This is a genomic window from Achromobacter deleyi (assembly GCF_902859705.1).
In the GTDB taxonomy this organism is placed as follows: domain Bacteria; phylum Pseudomonadota; class Gammaproteobacteria; order Burkholderiales; family Burkholderiaceae_B; genus Achromobacter; species Achromobacter deleyi.
The window spans coordinates 156,823-171,096 of record NZ_CADIJO010000001.1 but is presented as its reverse complement, the minus strand read 5'-3'; the positions used below and the strand labels follow the sequence as shown (position 1 = coordinate 171,096).

Annotated in this window: 16 protein-coding genes; 8 read left to right on the top strand and 8 right to left on the bottom strand. The window is 66.6% G+C overall.

All coding sequences use genetic code 11. From position 1 onward, the window contains the following. Positions 1-84: 84 nt before the first annotated feature. A complete protein-coding gene (locus HV798_RS00795; RefSeq protein WP_175190946.1) occupies positions 85-342 on the bottom strand; it encodes a hypothetical protein in 258 nt (85 codons plus the stop codon). Positions 343-384: 42 nt separating this feature from the next. Continuing rightward, positions 385-588, bottom strand: a complete 204-nt coding sequence (locus tag HV798_RS00790; RefSeq protein WP_025137012.1) for a cold-shock protein — start codon at positions 586-588, stop codon at positions 385-387. Positions 589-1,095: 507 nt separating this feature from the next. On the opposite strand from HV798_RS00790, the gene HV798_RS00785 reads away from it, so the two are divergent. After that, entirely contained in the window at positions 1,096-1,545 is a 450-nt protein-coding gene (locus tag HV798_RS00785) for a hypothetical protein (RefSeq protein WP_025137011.1), read from the top strand. A 21-nt stretch (positions 1,546-1,566) separates the two neighbouring features. On the opposite strand, the gene HV798_RS00780 is transcribed toward HV798_RS00785, so the two are convergent. Beyond that, positions 1,567-1,917 (bottom strand): hypothetical protein, encoded by a 351-nt coding sequence (locus HV798_RS00780; RefSeq protein ID WP_246288537.1) that lies wholly within the window; start codon positions 1,915-1,917, stop codon positions 1,567-1,569. Positions 1,918-2,098: 181 nt separating this feature from the next. Between HV798_RS00780 and HV798_RS00775 the strand changes: the two genes are divergently transcribed. Together HV798_RS00775 and HV798_RS00770 are read left to right on the top strand one after the other, a co-directional pair. Beyond that, positions 2,099-2,698, top strand: coding sequence for a LysE family translocator (locus HV798_RS00775; protein ID WP_175190945.1), 600 nt, complete (start codon positions 2,099-2,101; stop codon positions 2,696-2,698). 118 nt (positions 2,699-2,816) lie between these two features. Continuing rightward, a complete protein-coding gene (locus tag HV798_RS00770) occupies positions 2,817-3,581 on the top strand; it encodes an SDR family oxidoreductase (protein WP_175190944.1) in 765 nt (254 codons plus the stop codon). A gap of 52 nt (positions 3,582-3,633) precedes the next feature. Here HV798_RS00770 and HV798_RS00765 read toward each other — a convergent pair whose 3' ends face one another. The 3 genes from HV798_RS00765 to HV798_RS00755 are packed head-to-tail and all read right to left on the bottom strand — an operon-like array spanning position 3,634 to position 6,774. After that, positions 3,634-4,887, bottom strand: coding sequence for a metal-dependent hydrolase family protein (locus HV798_RS00765; RefSeq protein WP_175190943.1), 1,254 nt, complete (start codon positions 4,885-4,887; stop codon positions 3,634-3,636). Positions 4,888-4,900: 13 nt separating this feature from the next. Continuing rightward, positions 4,901-5,419 (bottom strand): GAF domain-containing protein, encoded by a 519-nt coding sequence (locus HV798_RS00760; RefSeq protein ID WP_246288536.1) that lies wholly within the window; start codon positions 5,417-5,419, stop codon positions 4,901-4,903. After that, a complete protein-coding gene (locus HV798_RS00755) occupies positions 5,416-6,774 on the bottom strand; it encodes an MFS transporter (RefSeq protein ID WP_175190942.1) in 1,359 nt (452 codons plus the stop codon). The genes HV798_RS00760 and HV798_RS00755 overlap by 4 nt, the downstream gene beginning before the upstream one ends. 123 nt (positions 6,775-6,897) lie before the next feature. Between HV798_RS00755 and HV798_RS00750 the strand changes: the two genes are divergently transcribed. Together HV798_RS00750 and HV798_RS00745 are read left to right on the top strand one after the other, a co-directional pair. Beyond that, positions 6,898-7,821, top strand: coding sequence for a LysR family transcriptional regulator (locus HV798_RS00750; protein WP_175190941.1), 924 nt, complete (start codon positions 6,898-6,900; stop codon positions 7,819-7,821). Positions 7,822-7,904: 83 nt separating this feature from the next. Then, positions 7,905-8,303, top strand: a complete 399-nt coding sequence (locus tag HV798_RS00745) for a GCN5 family acetyltransferase (RefSeq protein ID WP_175190940.1) — start codon at positions 7,905-7,907, stop codon at positions 8,301-8,303. A 25-nt stretch (positions 8,304-8,328) separates the two neighbouring features. Here HV798_RS00745 and HV798_RS00740 read toward each other — a convergent pair whose 3' ends face one another. Continuing rightward, positions 8,329-9,069 (bottom strand): SDR family oxidoreductase, encoded by a 741-nt coding sequence (locus HV798_RS00740; RefSeq protein WP_175190939.1) that lies wholly within the window; start codon positions 9,067-9,069, stop codon positions 8,329-8,331. Positions 9,070-9,094: 25 nt separating this feature from the next. Continuing rightward, positions 9,095-10,435 carry a CitMHS family transporter gene (locus tag HV798_RS00735; protein WP_175190938.1) on the bottom strand — a complete coding sequence of 447 codons (1,341 nt, stop codon included), beginning with the start codon at positions 10,433-10,435 and terminating at the stop codon, positions 9,095-9,097. A 591-nt stretch (positions 10,436-11,026) separates the two neighbouring features. Between HV798_RS00735 and HV798_RS00730 the strand changes: the two genes are divergently transcribed. The 3 genes from HV798_RS00730 to HV798_RS00720 are packed head-to-tail and all read left to right on the top strand — an operon-like array spanning position 11,027 to position 14,267. Further along, positions 11,027-11,785 carry a response regulator transcription factor gene (locus HV798_RS00730; RefSeq protein WP_175190937.1) on the top strand — a complete coding sequence of 253 codons (759 nt, stop codon included), beginning with the start codon at positions 11,027-11,029 and terminating at the stop codon, positions 11,783-11,785. Positions 11,786-11,788: 3 nt separating this feature from the next. Beyond that, positions 11,789-13,192: a sensor histidine kinase gene (locus HV798_RS00725; RefSeq protein ID WP_217481137.1), complete on the top strand. Its 1,404-nt coding sequence runs from the start codon at positions 11,789-11,791 to the stop codon at positions 13,190-13,192. After that, a complete protein-coding gene (locus HV798_RS00720) occupies positions 13,182-14,267 on the top strand; it encodes an ABC transporter substrate-binding protein (protein ID WP_175190936.1) in 1,086 nt (361 codons plus the stop codon). Before HV798_RS00725 ends, HV798_RS00720 begins: the two co-directional genes overlap by 11 nt. The last annotated feature ends 7 nt before the right edge of the window (positions 14,268-14,274 follow it).

The window sequence follows — 14,274 nt, the reverse complement described above, 5'->3', positions numbered from 1 at the left end:
GCCGCCCGGTTGCCCTGGGCGGCCATGTTGTTTGGGTTGCCGCAATGCGCATGCGCCTGGGTGGCGCAGCGCCGGCGCTAGCGTTCATACCGGTCTGGCATGCGCGTCGACCACGGTGCGGCCATGATTGATTGCGGCGTCCACCGCCATGCCCGGGCTGGACACGAAGCCGCCCGATGCGAACAGCGGCACGACATAGGGTTCGCCAAGACGATCCTGATCACCCGCGAGTTCCACGGCCACGGTGGCAGTGAAAGCAGGCCGGCTCGAACCGCCTACCGAAATGCGCGACACTGCGGCAGTCAGGCGGTAACCCTTGTAAACCATGTTGTTGTGAAGCATAAGCCTCCCGTCATTGATCAAAAGGCCCCAAGGGGCCTTCATTCACAAGGTGCGGATTTGCGTGGCGTGGGGGCCTTTGGCGCCCTGGGCCGTAACGTAGCTGACGCGCTGGTTTTCAAGCAGCACCTTGTGGCCGTCGCTCACGATTTCCGAGAAGTGGGCAAACAAATCCTTGCCGCCGTTCTCGGGCATGATGAAGCCAAAGCCTTTGGCGTCGTTGAACCATTTGACGATTCCGGTTTCCATAATCCATTCCTTTAAATAGCGGGCAGCGCCCGCGAATTGAGCCTGTCAAGGAAAGGACTGCGAACAATGAAGCGCCCCGCAGTGGGGGAGCAAGACCGGACGAAAATCACGATGCTCGAAAAGCTTCAAGTCCACTATGGGTGCAGGGGCAACTAATGTCAATCGGCGTTTCCAATTACCACCCTTATTGAATCTGGTCGCATCTATTGCCTGCTTTTCGCGCAAAAGCGGCCTTATATCCCGAAGAAATCACGTTATTCATGCGTTAAATCGTCTTTATGCGTTACACCCGGGGCTTTTTCATACGGCCCCGCGGCAAAGCGCGTATCCTGCAAAGAATGGTGCTTGAACGCGCGTCCCTCGCCGCATCGCCATGCACAGGAGCACGGCCATGAACAAGCAGCCGCAGCAGCACTCGCACGATTCGCAGTTTTCGACGCCCTCTTATTACGACTTCCCTCTTTACGACTTCCCTCGCCCCGTCCGCGCGCTACCGGCAGCGCTCACATGAGCGCCTTCAGGCGTTCCGTCGCGCGCTTCGCCAACGCCTGCGTCAAACTGCTGCCCAGCGCCTCAAGCCCGCCGCCGGGTGGAACGCCACGCAACGCATCGCACGCGGATGCCCGGCCCAGCCACGCTGCGATCTCATCGCCCTGGCGCATCTACCGCATCTACGCGCGCCCCGACCATCTGCTGATCCGCAATGAACATGGGCAGATTCTCGACCTGGGCATCATGAAGGGCAGCGAGCCCAATCTGGCGTACCGCTTGAATGCCCGGAACCTGCAGGGCCAGGGCTTCGCCACGCGCACCCTGCTGCTGGACGACATTGCGCGTCGCATCGAAGCCGGTGAAATCGGCCGCGAACTGCTCACGCTGCCCGAATGCAGCATGCCGCTGGGCGCCGACCTCGACCGTGGCACCCATACCGACGTTTCCATGAAACTGGCGCGCTAGCCAGTCTGCGACGCGAGCGCGTCAGAACGTCGGCAGCCGCTTCAGGCAGACGTCGGCCACCGCTACCACCGCCTTTTCCAGCCGCTCGCGCTCGGCGGCGGGGCCGGCGCTGATCAGCAGCTGTTCGTAGCGCTGGAAATCCTGCAGCGGCACCTTGTCCTGCAGGCCGTCCAGCACGCATTGGCAATAGCCCTTGGCCTTCGCATCGACATTGCCCAGGTCCGCGGGCGCCTTGGCCTTGAAGGCCTGCACGCAGGACCCATAGGTGGCGCGCTGCACCTCGGCCGGATACTCCACTTTCTTGCCGCAGGCGGCAAGCAGCGACAGCGCCATCACGCATGCGCCCAAGGCGCGGCACGACCCGATCGGCATGGCATTTTCCTGGTCCTGGAGACGAAGACCCGATTTTGGCACGAGCGGCCGGGGCTGTCCTCTTGCGACGGTCCTGTCTCGGCTGCCCTCTTGCGACCGCCTTCTCGCGCCAGTCCCGCAGTTGCCGCCGCCTTGGCGCGCGTGCTACAAGACGGCCCGTTGCCCCTTCCCTTATCGCCCCATGTTTTCAGTCTCGGCACTCAGCCTTTTCGTGGCCGGCATCGCTTTGGTGCTGGCCATGCCCGGCCCCACCAATACCCTGTTGGCCGCGGCCGGCCTGCGTCAAGGCTTTGCCCGTTCGGCCCGGCTGACAGGTGCCGAATTGGCCGGCTATCTGGTGTCGATCACGGTCTGGGGACGCTTTCTGGGCCAGGCCGCACAGATCGTGCCGTGGCTACCGACGGCAGTGCGCATCGCCAGCAGCGTGTACATCGCCTGGCTGGCCTGGCGCATGTGGCACGCGGCGCGTGCCGTGCCATCGGCCGCGCAACAGGTCATCGGCCTGCGCACCCTGTTCACAGCCACCTTGCTCAATCCCAAGGGCATCCTGTTCGCCAGCACGATCTTTCCCGCGGCGGCGTTCACCAGCTTGAGCGGCTATGCCATCTGCATGGCCGTGTTCTCCATGCTGCTGGTCCCCATCGGCCTGGGCTGGGTGCTGTTCGGCGCCATGCTGGGCGGCGAGCGGCTCAAGGAAATCGACCCGGCCCGGATGCAGCGTGCGGCCTCGATCGTGCTGGGCGCGTTTTCGGTCACGGTGGCCTGGTCGGTCTTCAAGTAGGCCCAAGACGCCAGGCGCCAGAACGGGCCGCGAAAGCGCCGGCAAGCGCAAGAACCGGATAGCCCGCGCGCGCGGCGATGCCTATCGTTCCGGGGTCAACCTCCCTCAAGGATCGATCATGCATCAATTGGCTGGCAAAGTTGCCATCATCACGGGCGCCAGTTCCGGAATCGGCTATGAAACGGCAAAGCTGTTTGCGCGCGAAGGCGCGCGGCTCGTGCTGGTGGCGCGGCGGCAAGCCGAACTGGACAAGCTGGTGGCCGACATCGAAGCCATGGGCACGCATGCCGCGGCGCTGGCCGGCGACGTGCGCGACGATGCACTGGCACAAGCCGCGGTGGCCACCGCCCTGGACCGCTTCGGCGGACTCGATATCGCCTTCAACAATGCCGGCATGACCGGCGACGCGACGCCTGTGCACAAGGTCTCGGCCGACGCCTGGCACGAGATCCTGGACACCAACCTCACCAGCGCCTTTCTCGGCGCGCGCCACCAGATTCCCGCCCTGCTCGAACGCGGCGGCGGCTCATTGATCTTCACGTCCACGTTCGTCGGCCACACGGCCGGCTTTCCCGGCATGGGGGCCTATGCGGCCAGCAAGGCCGGCGTGATCGGGCTGACGCAGGTCATTGCGGCGGAATATGGCGCGCAGGGCATCCGCGCCAATGCCCTGCTGCCCGGCGGCACCGATACGCCCATGGGCCGCGCCTCGATGAATACGCCCGAAGCGCGCCACTATGTCGAAAGCCTGCACGCGCTCAAACGGCTGGCCACGCCCGCCGAAATCGCGCGGTCGGCGCTGTACCTCGCGTCGGACGCATCCAGCTTCACGACGGGCACGGCGTTGCTGGTGGATGGCGGGGTGTCTATCAACCGCGGCTGACCGCCTCCGCCCGCCGATGCGCCACGGGCGGGTGCGGCGGGTCTCTGCCGCTTCAGGCCGCCAGGCGCAGGTCGTCGAACTGCACCTTGCCGCCCTGCACCACCAGCGGAATCCGTTCGCCCTGGCCCAACAGGCACGACACGTCGCGCAGCGGATCGCCGTCGACCACCAGCAGGTCGGCCATGGCCCCCGGCGCGATGCAGCCCAGCTTGCCCTGCATGCCCAGCACCTCGGCGCCCACCTGCGTCGCGCTGGCGATCACTGCCTGCGCCCCCAACACCTCGGCGCGCAGGCGGAATTCGTCGCTCTGCAAGCGCTGCGACGGCCCCAGCAGGTCGCTGCCGTAGCCCATCTTCACGCCCGCATCGCGGTAGATCTCCAGCGAGCGCAGCCCCGCATCGCGCACCTGCGAAATCTTGGCCACGCTTTCCGGCGGCAGGCCGAAGTCGCCGCCCTCGGTGGCCAGCGCTTCGTAGGTCACCAGCGTCGGCACCGCGTAAGCCTGGCTCTGCGCCATCAACCGTGCCGTTTCGGCATCGACCAGGTTGCCGTGCTCGATGGTGCGCACGCCGCAACGCACCGCGCGGGCGATGGCTTCGGCGGTGTAGGCATGGGCCAGCACATAGGTCTGGCGGCCGCGCGCCTCGGCCACGATGGCGCGGATCTCGTCTTCGGAATAGCCCCAGGCGCCCACCGGGTCGGTCGGCGAGGCCACCCCGCCCGATGCCATGATCTTGATCTGGTCCGCGCCCATCTGCAGTTCCTGGCGCACGGCGCGGCGCACGGCGTCCACCCCGTCCGCCACCCGCGCCAACGCCCCCACCCGCACGCAGCACGGGCACGGCGAATCGTCGTTCAGGAAATCGCTGCGGGCCCGCATGTCGCCATGGCCGCCGGTCTGACTGAGCGCACGGCCGGATACGAACAGCCGCGGCCCCTGCACCAGCCCCAGTTCGACCGCCTGCTTGAACGCGTGGCCGGCGCCGCCGGCATCGCGCACCGTCGTGAAGCCGCGCCGCAACATGCCGCGCAGGATCGGCGCCGACCGGAACGTGACCAGCACGTTGGGCATGTACACCTGCTGCGCCAGGTTCAGTTCCACTGCGATCACATGCACGTGCAGATCGATCAGGCCGGGCATCAGGGTCTTGCCCTTCAGGTCGATCACCCGCGCCGAGGCGGCCTGCAAGGGTCGGTCGGACACTTCCTTGATGAGGCCGTCTTCCACCAGCACGTCGTGATCGCCCTGCAATTCGGCCCGGGCCGGGTCGAGCAATGCGGCGTTCTTGAACAATAGGGTTTGCATGATGTTCCCGCGATCAAAGGGTGAGTAATGCCGGCAGCACCGCCGGCAGCGCCAGTTGCGCATACGGGCGGCACGCGGCAGCGTCGGCGGGGCCGTACCAATGGGCCGCGTGCAGCAGGTTCAGTGATCCGAGCGTGCGGCCGCGCCAACGGATCGGCATATTCAGCACGCTCTGGCAGCCCAGGGAATCGATCAGCGCGTGGTCCGAAAACACCTGCCGCAGGTCGTCCAGCGTCTGCCCGATATAGGCTTCGCCACGATCCAGCACCGCTTCGGTCCACGGCCCCTGCGCCACGGTCTTGCTGCCGCCGGCCGGGTACGCGTCCGGCAGGTTGGAATACAGGCGCGTCGCCAGCGATGTGTCGGGGTCGTAGGCCAGGATGGTGAACAGCCGGTGGCCGATCTGCGCGGCCAGCGCGCGGTCGACGGCGGCGAATACCGCCTGCGGCTGATCGGTGGCGGCATGGGCGCTTGCCACGGCGTCCAGTTCGGGCGCCACCGGTGCCGGCGGGCTTGTTCGGGTCATCTTCATTGCGTTTCTCCTGCGGCGATTTCCTCGAGCGAGCGGCCTCGGGTCGGCACGCCCATCAACACGACCACGGCGGCGCCCAGCAGCAGCACGATGGTCGTGATGCCGAACACCCCCATGAAACCGAAATTCGGATACAGATAGCCCACCAGGATCGGCGACACGATTGCGCCCACCCGCCCGATGGCCGACGCCAGGCCCGCACCGGTGGTACGCACGGCCGTCGGGAAGACCTCGGCGGTATAGGCGTAGACGCCCGCATAGGTGCCGTTCATGAAGAACGACATGCAGATGCCGGCCAGCATGATCTGCTCGTTGCTGCTGGAAAACGCCAGGCCCATCGCGCTGGCCCCGCCCAGCAGCATGTAGGTCGCGATCGTGGCCTGGCGCCCGATCTTCTCGTTGAACCAGGCGGCGCTGAAGTAGCCCGGCACCTGTGCGCAATAGATCGCCAGCGAATACGAGAAGCTCTTGGTGATGCTCATGCCGGTCTCGACCAGCAGGCCCGGAATCCACACGAAGAACGAGTAGTAGCTGAACGTGATCGACAACCACATGATCCACGTCATGATGGTGATGCGGGCCTGGCGCCCGGCCAGCAGCAGCATGAAGTTCTCGCGCAGCGTACCGCTCTTGCCGGTAGCCCCGGCCGGTTCGGGTTGCGGTGCGGCCAGCGTATGGCCCCGCCGAGCGAAATCCGCTTCGATTTTGTCCAGGATGCGCGAGGCCTCGTCCGTACGCCCCCGGCTTTCCAGCCAGCGCGGCGACTCGGGCAGCGCCCGGCGCCACCACAGCAGCATCACCACCGGCAGCGCCGTGATCACCAGCACCATGCGCCAGCCCTCATCGTGCGCCGGCACGATGAAATACCCCAGCAACGCGGCCGCCACGAACCCGAACGAGAAAAAGCCCGCCAGCGACCCCGTGAAACTGCCGCGAAAACGCCGGGCCACGAATTCGGCCAGGTACGGCGCGATGATGGCGCTTTCGGCGCCGGTGCCGATGCCCGCCACGATGCGCGCGGCAAAGAACGGCGGCCAGCTGTTCACGAAGGCGCTGACCAGCGAGGCGACGCAGTACAGCGCCAGCGCCCAGATCATCACGGTCCGGCGCCCGATCAGGTCGCCCAGGGTGCCGGCCAGCAAGGCGCCGAAGAAGAAGCCGATATAGGTGCTGCTGCCCAGCAGGCCGATCTGCACGCTGGACAGTTCCCAGGTCTTGCGCAGCACCGGCAGGATGAACGCCAGCACCGCAGCGTCCATGGCATCGAACATGTAGCCCAACCCGCCCATCAGCAGCAGGTGTCTATGGAAATGCGCGAACGGCAGACGCTCGATGCGTCCCGAAATCATGGACATGCGGTTCCCCTTGGTCGACGGCTTGGGCCGTACTGGATGAGAGAACGCATGATAGGCACGCGTGGTTTTATCGCACCAATTTATAGTTATGATGCCCTGCATCACCAATGTGAATGACCTGCCATGACCTTCCGTACGCTCGACCTGAACCTGCTCAAGGTGTTTGAAGCCCTGATGACGGAAGGCAGCGTCACGCGCGCCGCCAATGCGTTGTTCATGACCCAGCCGGCCGTCAGCAACGCGCTGGCCCGCCTGCGCGACGGGCTGCAGGACCCGCTGTTCGTGCGGTCCGGCAATGGCGTCATGCCGACCCAGCGCGCCGCCGTGCTGTGGGCCGAGCTGGGCGAAGCCCTGGGCCGCATGCGCGGCGCCCTGGACGCGCAGGCCTTCGACCCGGCCCTGGCCTCGGTGGAATTCAGCCTGTCGATGTCCGACTACACCGCCGGCGTCGTCATGCCGCGCCTGTGCAACCATCTGGCGCAAGTGGCCCCGCTGGCGCGCGTGCGCACGATGCCCAATACCGTCCTGAACATCGCCGACCAGCTCGAAGACAACCGCGTCGACTGCGTGCTGAGCGTCTACGTGAACGAAGCCCAGCACGCCAACCACATCCGCTCGCGTTCGTTGTGGCGGGTGGACTACGCCTGCTTCATGCGCGCCGGCCATCCGCTGGCCGCCATGAAGCGCTTGAGCACCCGCGCCTTCCTGGCGGCGCGCCACGTCGACGTCAGCTTGGCCGGCACCGCGCTGCCGTCCTACGACATCTACCTGGCCGCGCGCGGCCTGTCACGCAACGTGGTGGCCACCGTCAACCACTACGGCGTCGCCTACGAGATGGTGCGCCATTCCGACATGCTGGCGGTACTGCCGCGCAACCTGGGCGCGCAATCGCCGCACGCGCCCTACCTGCACACCATGCCGCTGCCCCTGCACGCCCCGCCGCGGATCCTGAGCCTGTTCTGGCATCAACGCAACGACACCGTGCCGGCGCAGCGCTGGCTGAGGCAGACGCTGGTGGACATGTTTGCGAGCGGGGAGAATGCGTAGGCGGCGTGAGCGGGCCAAGACCCTTTTTTTACCGGAACGCCGATTACACTCGTCATCCCGCGATCTCTACCCCCAGCCCCACCATGACGTCCCAGCCCGCCTATCCCGCCGCCATCGACCCCGACCTGGTCGGCGAATACCCCGCCCTGACCCATTCGGGCGGCGGCTATTTCTATGACGACGTGCTGGAATACCGGGTGTGGGTGCATCCCCACGCCGGCGGCGAAGACCTGTACGAGGGCGATGATTATTACTACGCCTTTGCCACCTTCGAGGAAGCCGCCGAATGCGCGGATGAAACGCCAGGCGCCGAGCATCCGCTGGTGCTGGTGCGGCAACGGGAATGCATCGGCGAGCCGACGCCGGGTGTGTTCGAGCATGTCACAGTCGAACGCATCACCGAGTGGCGCGTGGAATGGCTGGCGGACTGCAAGCGTACCGCCAACTCGATCCCCGACTTCCTGCGTAGCCGGGGCCAATAGGGCCTGCGGGCGCAGGCCCCGAGCCCTAGCTCATGTACACGCCGCCGTTGATGGCGTAGTTGGCGCCGGTCACGAACGCCGCCTCGTCCGAGGCCAGCCAGGCGCACAGCCCGGCCAGGTCTTTGGCTGTGCCCAGCCGGCCCACCGGCACGCTTTCGATGATGCGGTCCAGCAGTGCGGGCGGAAACGCCTTGACGGTGTCGTCGGCGATGAAGCCGGGCGACACCAGGTTGACGGTCACGCCGCGCGCGGCCACTTCCTGCGCCAGCGACCGGGTGAAGCCGATGACCGCACCCTTGGCCGTGGCGTAGTTGATCTGGCCGATCTGGCCTTTCTCGGCAGCCACGGAACCGATGTTGATGATGCGGCCCCAGCCGCGGTCGGCCATGCTGTCGACCACTTGCTTGGTGCTGTTGAACAGCGTGTCCAGGTTGCTGCGCAGCACCGCCGACCAGTCGGCGTGGCTCATCTGACGAAAGCGCATGTCCAGCATCGCGCCGGCGTTGTTGACCAGCACGTCGATGTCGCCGACCTCGCGGCGCACCTTGGCAAAGGCGGCCTCGGTCGAGACCCAATCGGTGGCGTCGCCTTCGGACGCGATGAAGTCGTAGCCCAACGACTTCTGTTCCTTCAGCCAATGATCCTTGCGTGACGAGCGCGGTCCGCAGCCGGCGACGACGCGGTGCCCCGCGTGGTGCAGTGCCTGGCAGATCGCGGTGCCCGTGTGGCCCATCCCGCTGGTGACGTAAGCAATGCGCAAAGCCATGAACGACCTCCTTTGAAGAAACAGGTCAGGCGACGGCGCCGACCAGGGGGAACAGACCGAATGCCAGGGCGGCCGCCAGCATCACCAGGCAGACCAGCGTGGCCCACTTGAGCGAATAGCGCTGGTGGTCGCCGAATTCCACGCCGGCCAGGCCCACCAGCAGGTAGGTGGACGGCACCAGCGGGCTGAGCAGGTGCACGGGCTGGCCGATCAGGGACGCGCGCGCCATTTCCACGGGGGTGATGCCGTAGCCCTGGGCGGCTTCGCTCAGGATGGGCAGCACGCCGAAGTAGAAGGCGTCGTTGGACATGAAGAAGGTGAACGGCAGGCTGACCAGCGCGGTGATGCCCGCCAGATAGGGGCCGAGCGCGTCGGGAATCACGGCCAGCAGGCTGCGCGACATGGCTTCGACCATGCCGGTGCCGGACAGGATGCCGGTGAATATGCCCGCCGCAAAAATCAGCGACACCACCGACAGCACGTTGCCGGCGTGTTGCGCCACGCGGCGGCGCTGTTCGGCCAGGTTCGGGTAGTTGATGATCAGCGCAATGGCAAAGGCGATCATGAACAGCACGGGCAGCGGCAGCACGCCCATCACCAGGCTGACCATCAGCGCCAGGGTCAAACCGGCATTGACCCACAACAGCTTGGGGCGGCGCAGGTCGTGGTCGACTTCGATCTCGGGCAAATTCTTGGGGCCATCTTCGTCGTAGCCGGCATGCAGCGAGGCGCCTTCCGGCAGGGCCAGCACGCCCAGGCGGCGACGTTCGCGCAGGCCCAGGAAGAAGGCCAGGATCAGAATGGCGACGATAGCCACGCCCATGACGGGCACGAGCGGCACGAAGATGTCGCCGGCATCCACGTGCAGGGCGCTGGCGGCGCGCGCGGTGGGGCCGCCCCACGGCGTCAAGTTCATGACGCCGCTGGCAAGCATGGCCAGGCAGGTCATGGACAGGGCGTTCATCTTCAGGCGCCGGTACAGCGGCAGCATGGAGGCGACGACGATCATGTAGGTGGTCGAACCATCGCCGTCCAGCGAAATGACGAGCGCCAGGACGGTGGTGCCCACGACGATTTTCAGGGGATCGCCTTTGACGGCGCGCAGGATGCGGCCGACGATGGGGTCGAACAGGCCGGCGTCGATCATGACGCCGAAGTAGAGGATGGCGAACATCAGCATGACGCCGGTGGGCGCGATCTTGCGGATGCCGTCGAGCATCATTTTGTCGATGCCGGCGCCGAAGCCGCCGAGCAGGGCAAAGATGATGGGGACGAGGATCAGGGCAACCAGGGGCGACAGGCGCTTGGTCATGATCAGCGTCATGAACGTGATCACCATGCCGAAGCCGAGCAGGGTCAGAAGCATGAGGGGGGTATCTCCGACTAGTCGTTGTTATGTGCGGCCTTGGCTTGCAAGGCGCTGGGGCGCAAGACTAGGAAGAAAAGCTGTCTGGAACCTGTCGGAAATATTGGGGTCGGGGCTGGGTTGGGGATTGTTGCTGTTGGGGGCGGTGGGTATGTAGGCCGTCCGGGGTGGCGTTCGCCTGGGAGGCCGCGCCAACGATTGCGGTCCGGCGCGCGGGCGCCGGACTGGCCTAGGCGGCCCCCCCCTTCGTCATCGTCGTACGCCTTCGGCTCCCTTCCGATTCCCTCGGGCGCATCGACGGCGCGGCCTCCCAGGCGAACGCCACCCCGGACTACGAATGTCTTGGCTTGGGGCGCTGCTGGGCCACGACGGGGCGGGAGAGAGGGGCGGGGCCCGCCATTTTTGGCCGCGCGGGCGGCCAAGAAATGGCTTACGCGGTGGGGTGCGTTGGCGGGGTGGTCGCTGCGCGCTTGCGGGGGGTGAAGTGCGGGTAGTGGTGGTAGGGGTATGGGGATTTTTGTGACAGATTGAACGTTGGCTGGTGGCTGGTCGGGTGGAGGGCGGCGGTGGGGGGCATGCGACAATTTGGGGATGCGGATACTCGTTATTGAAGATGATGAAGATTTGGCCGACGCGCTCGTGCGACGATTGCGGCGGCTCGGGCATGCCGTGGATTTTCAGGGCGATGGGCTCAGTGCGGATGGTGTGTTGCAGTACGAGACCTTTGATCTGGTGATTCTGGATATCGGGTTGCCGCGGATGTCGGGGTTTGATGTGTTGCATCGGTTGCGGGATCGGGGCAGCAAGACGCCGGTGTTGGCGTTGACGGCGCGGATCGATATTGAAGATCGGGTGCACGCGCTGGATACGGGGGCCGATGATTACCTGGCCAAGCCGTTTGATTTTCGTGAGCTGGAAGCGCGGTGCCGGGCGTTGTTGCGGCGGCCCAGTGCGCAGGCGGCGGGGGTGTTGCGGTTTGGGGAACTGGTGATCGATAGCGCGGCGCGGCATGTCAGCCTGGCGGGGCAGCGGATTGAATTGCCCAAGCGTGAATACAGCCTGCTTGAGATTTTGCTGGCGGGCATGAACCGGGCGGTGAGCAAGTCCGAGATCGCGAACAAGCTGTTTGCGTTCGATGACGACGCGGCGCCGAATGCGATCGAGGTCTATATCGCGCGGCTGCGCAAGAAGCTGGAAGGGTCGCCGCTGCGGATCGAGACGCAGCGGGGCACGGGGTATCTGCTGACGGCGGTGGACGAGGCTGGGGCGGTCCCCGCCGACACGGCCCCCACGCGCAATGCCGACTCGGCGACGGCATCGGCGCCCTTGCCCGAGCCTTCGCGAGACTGATTCGTGCAACCCGGGCGCATCTCCGTTCGCCGTCGCTTGCTGGCGATGCTGCTGGCGCTGTTCGTGGCGGGCCTGGGTGCGCTGTATCTGCTGGTGCGCGGCTATGCGCAGCAGACGGCCGATACGACCTATGACCAGTTGCTGCGCGCGTCCGTGCTGTCGATGGCCGACAGCCTGCAACTGGTGCAGGGCGACTGGCAGATGGACATGCCGTATGCGGCGCTTGCGCTGCTGGAGCAGGCGCCGCGCGACCGGGTGTTCTACCGGGTGGCGGCGGCCGATGGCGGCTTGATTTCCGGGTATGCCGATTTGCCGGCGCCACCTGCTCGCGGTGCGGACACGGCCGATACGCCGCAGTTATATGCGGCCAGCTACCAGGGCCAGCCGGTGCGGGTGGCCTGGATGGAACGCAAGGTGGCCGGCCCGCGCGCGACCGAAGCCGCGCGCATCCAGGTGGCGCAGACGCGCGAGGCGCGCGATGCGCTGGCCGACAGCATTCTGTGGCAAGGCACGCTGGCGTTGATTGGTTTTACGGCCGCGGCCTTGGCGCTGGCCTATTGGGGCCTGCACCGTTCGCTGTCGCCCATCCAGCGCATCGAACGCGAATTGGCCGGGCGCAGCGCATCGGACCTGCATCCGATTGCGGCGCCGGTGCCCGAAGAACTCGACACGCTGGTGCATTCGCTGGACGGCTTCATGGCGCGCCTGTCGGAAAACCTGGATACGCTGCGCCTGTTCATCGCCGAGGCGGCGCACCAGTTGCGCACGCCGCTGGCGGCGCTGCATGCGCAGATGGAAGTGGCGCTGGACGAGGAAGACCCGGCCGAACAGCGCCGCAGCCTGCTGGCCGTGCTGCGCAACGCGGAAAAGCTGTCGCGGCTGGTCAACCAGCTGCTCAGCGACGCCAGCGTCATTCACCGCAGCAACCTGCGAAAATTCGAACCCGTGGATCTGGCCGACCTGCTCGACCAGGCGGTGTACGACACGGTGCCGCAGGCAGATCCGCAGCCCGATGTGCGGCTGCACCTGCCGGACGCGAACACCCCGCCCGCCCGCGTGCCCGGCGACAGCCTGATGCTGCGCGAGGCCTTCAAGAACCTGGTCGACAACGCACTGCGCCACGGCGCATCGGCCGACGGGCACATCGACATCCGGCTGGAACCTGACGACGGGCACTGGCGCATCACCGTCTCCGACTGCGGGCCCGGCATTGCCCCCGCGTTGGCGCACAGCGCTTTTGAACGTTTTTCACGCGGGCCCAATCCGCGCACGCCCGGCGCGGGCCTGGGGCTGTCGATCGTCAAGCGCGTGGTCGACATTCACCAGGGCCGGCTCAGCCTGAGCAACCGGCCCGAGGGCGGCCTGCAAGCCCAGGTCATTCTGCCGATCAATCGCCATGACACGTAGACTCGCCCCCCTGGCCCGCGTGGCCGCCGCCTGCGCCGCCCTGCTGCTGGGCACGGCCAGCCAGGCCGTCGAAACCAGCGGCGACGGGCTGACGCTGGGCCCGGCCGCCAGCAAGCAGGTGCTGGTGGTGCATGCGTCCAACAGCGTGCAGGTGTTTCGCGGCGTGCTGGAAGACTTCAGCCGGCTCAACCCCGGCGTGCGGCTGGAATACACGGAACTGTCGACCCAGGCGCTGTACAACGACACCGTGGCGCGGGCGTCCCAGGGGCTCGATGCAAAGACCGGGCCGGACCTCATCATCAGCAGCGCCATGGACTTGCAGACCAAGCTGGTCAACGATGGCCATGCCCAGCCCCATGTATCGCCCGAGACGCGCGCCCTGCCCGCCTGGGCCAACTGGCGCGATGAGGTCTTCAGCATCGGCACCGACCCCATCGTGATGGTCTACAACACCCGCCAGCTGGACGCCGCCCGCGCACCGCGCACGCGCCGCGACCTGCTGGCGCTGTTGCAGGCGCCCGGCCAGCCGCTGGCGGGCCGGATCTCGACCTATGACGTGGAAGGCAGCGGCTTCGGCTATCTGGCCGCCACGCAGGACGCGCGCCTGGACAGCCTGGCCGGCGCCCTGCTGGCCGCCTTCGGCCGCAACCGGGTCGCCGTGCACGAGTCGACGGAAGACGCGCTGGACAAGCTGCAACGCGGCGACATCACGCTGGCCTACAACCTGCTGGAATCCTATACCCGCCACCGCATCGCCCAGGGTGCGCCGCTGGCGGTGATCTATCCGCAGGACTACACGCTGATGCTGTCACGCACCGCCCTCATTCCGCGGCAGGCGCCGCGCGCGGACCTGGGCGCCCGTTTCCTGGACTACCTGCTGTCTGCGCGCGGACAAGAGATGATCGCCCGCCAGTCCGGCATGCGGCCGGTGGCGGCCTCGATCGTGCCGGCTGCGGGCGTGCCGGCAGCCGGCGTGCGGCCGGTGGCGCTGGGCGTGGGCTTGCTGGTCTACCTGGACCCGTTGAAAAAACGCCATTTCCTGGACGTGTGGCGAGCCGCCGCACAGCCTCAGTAGCGGCACG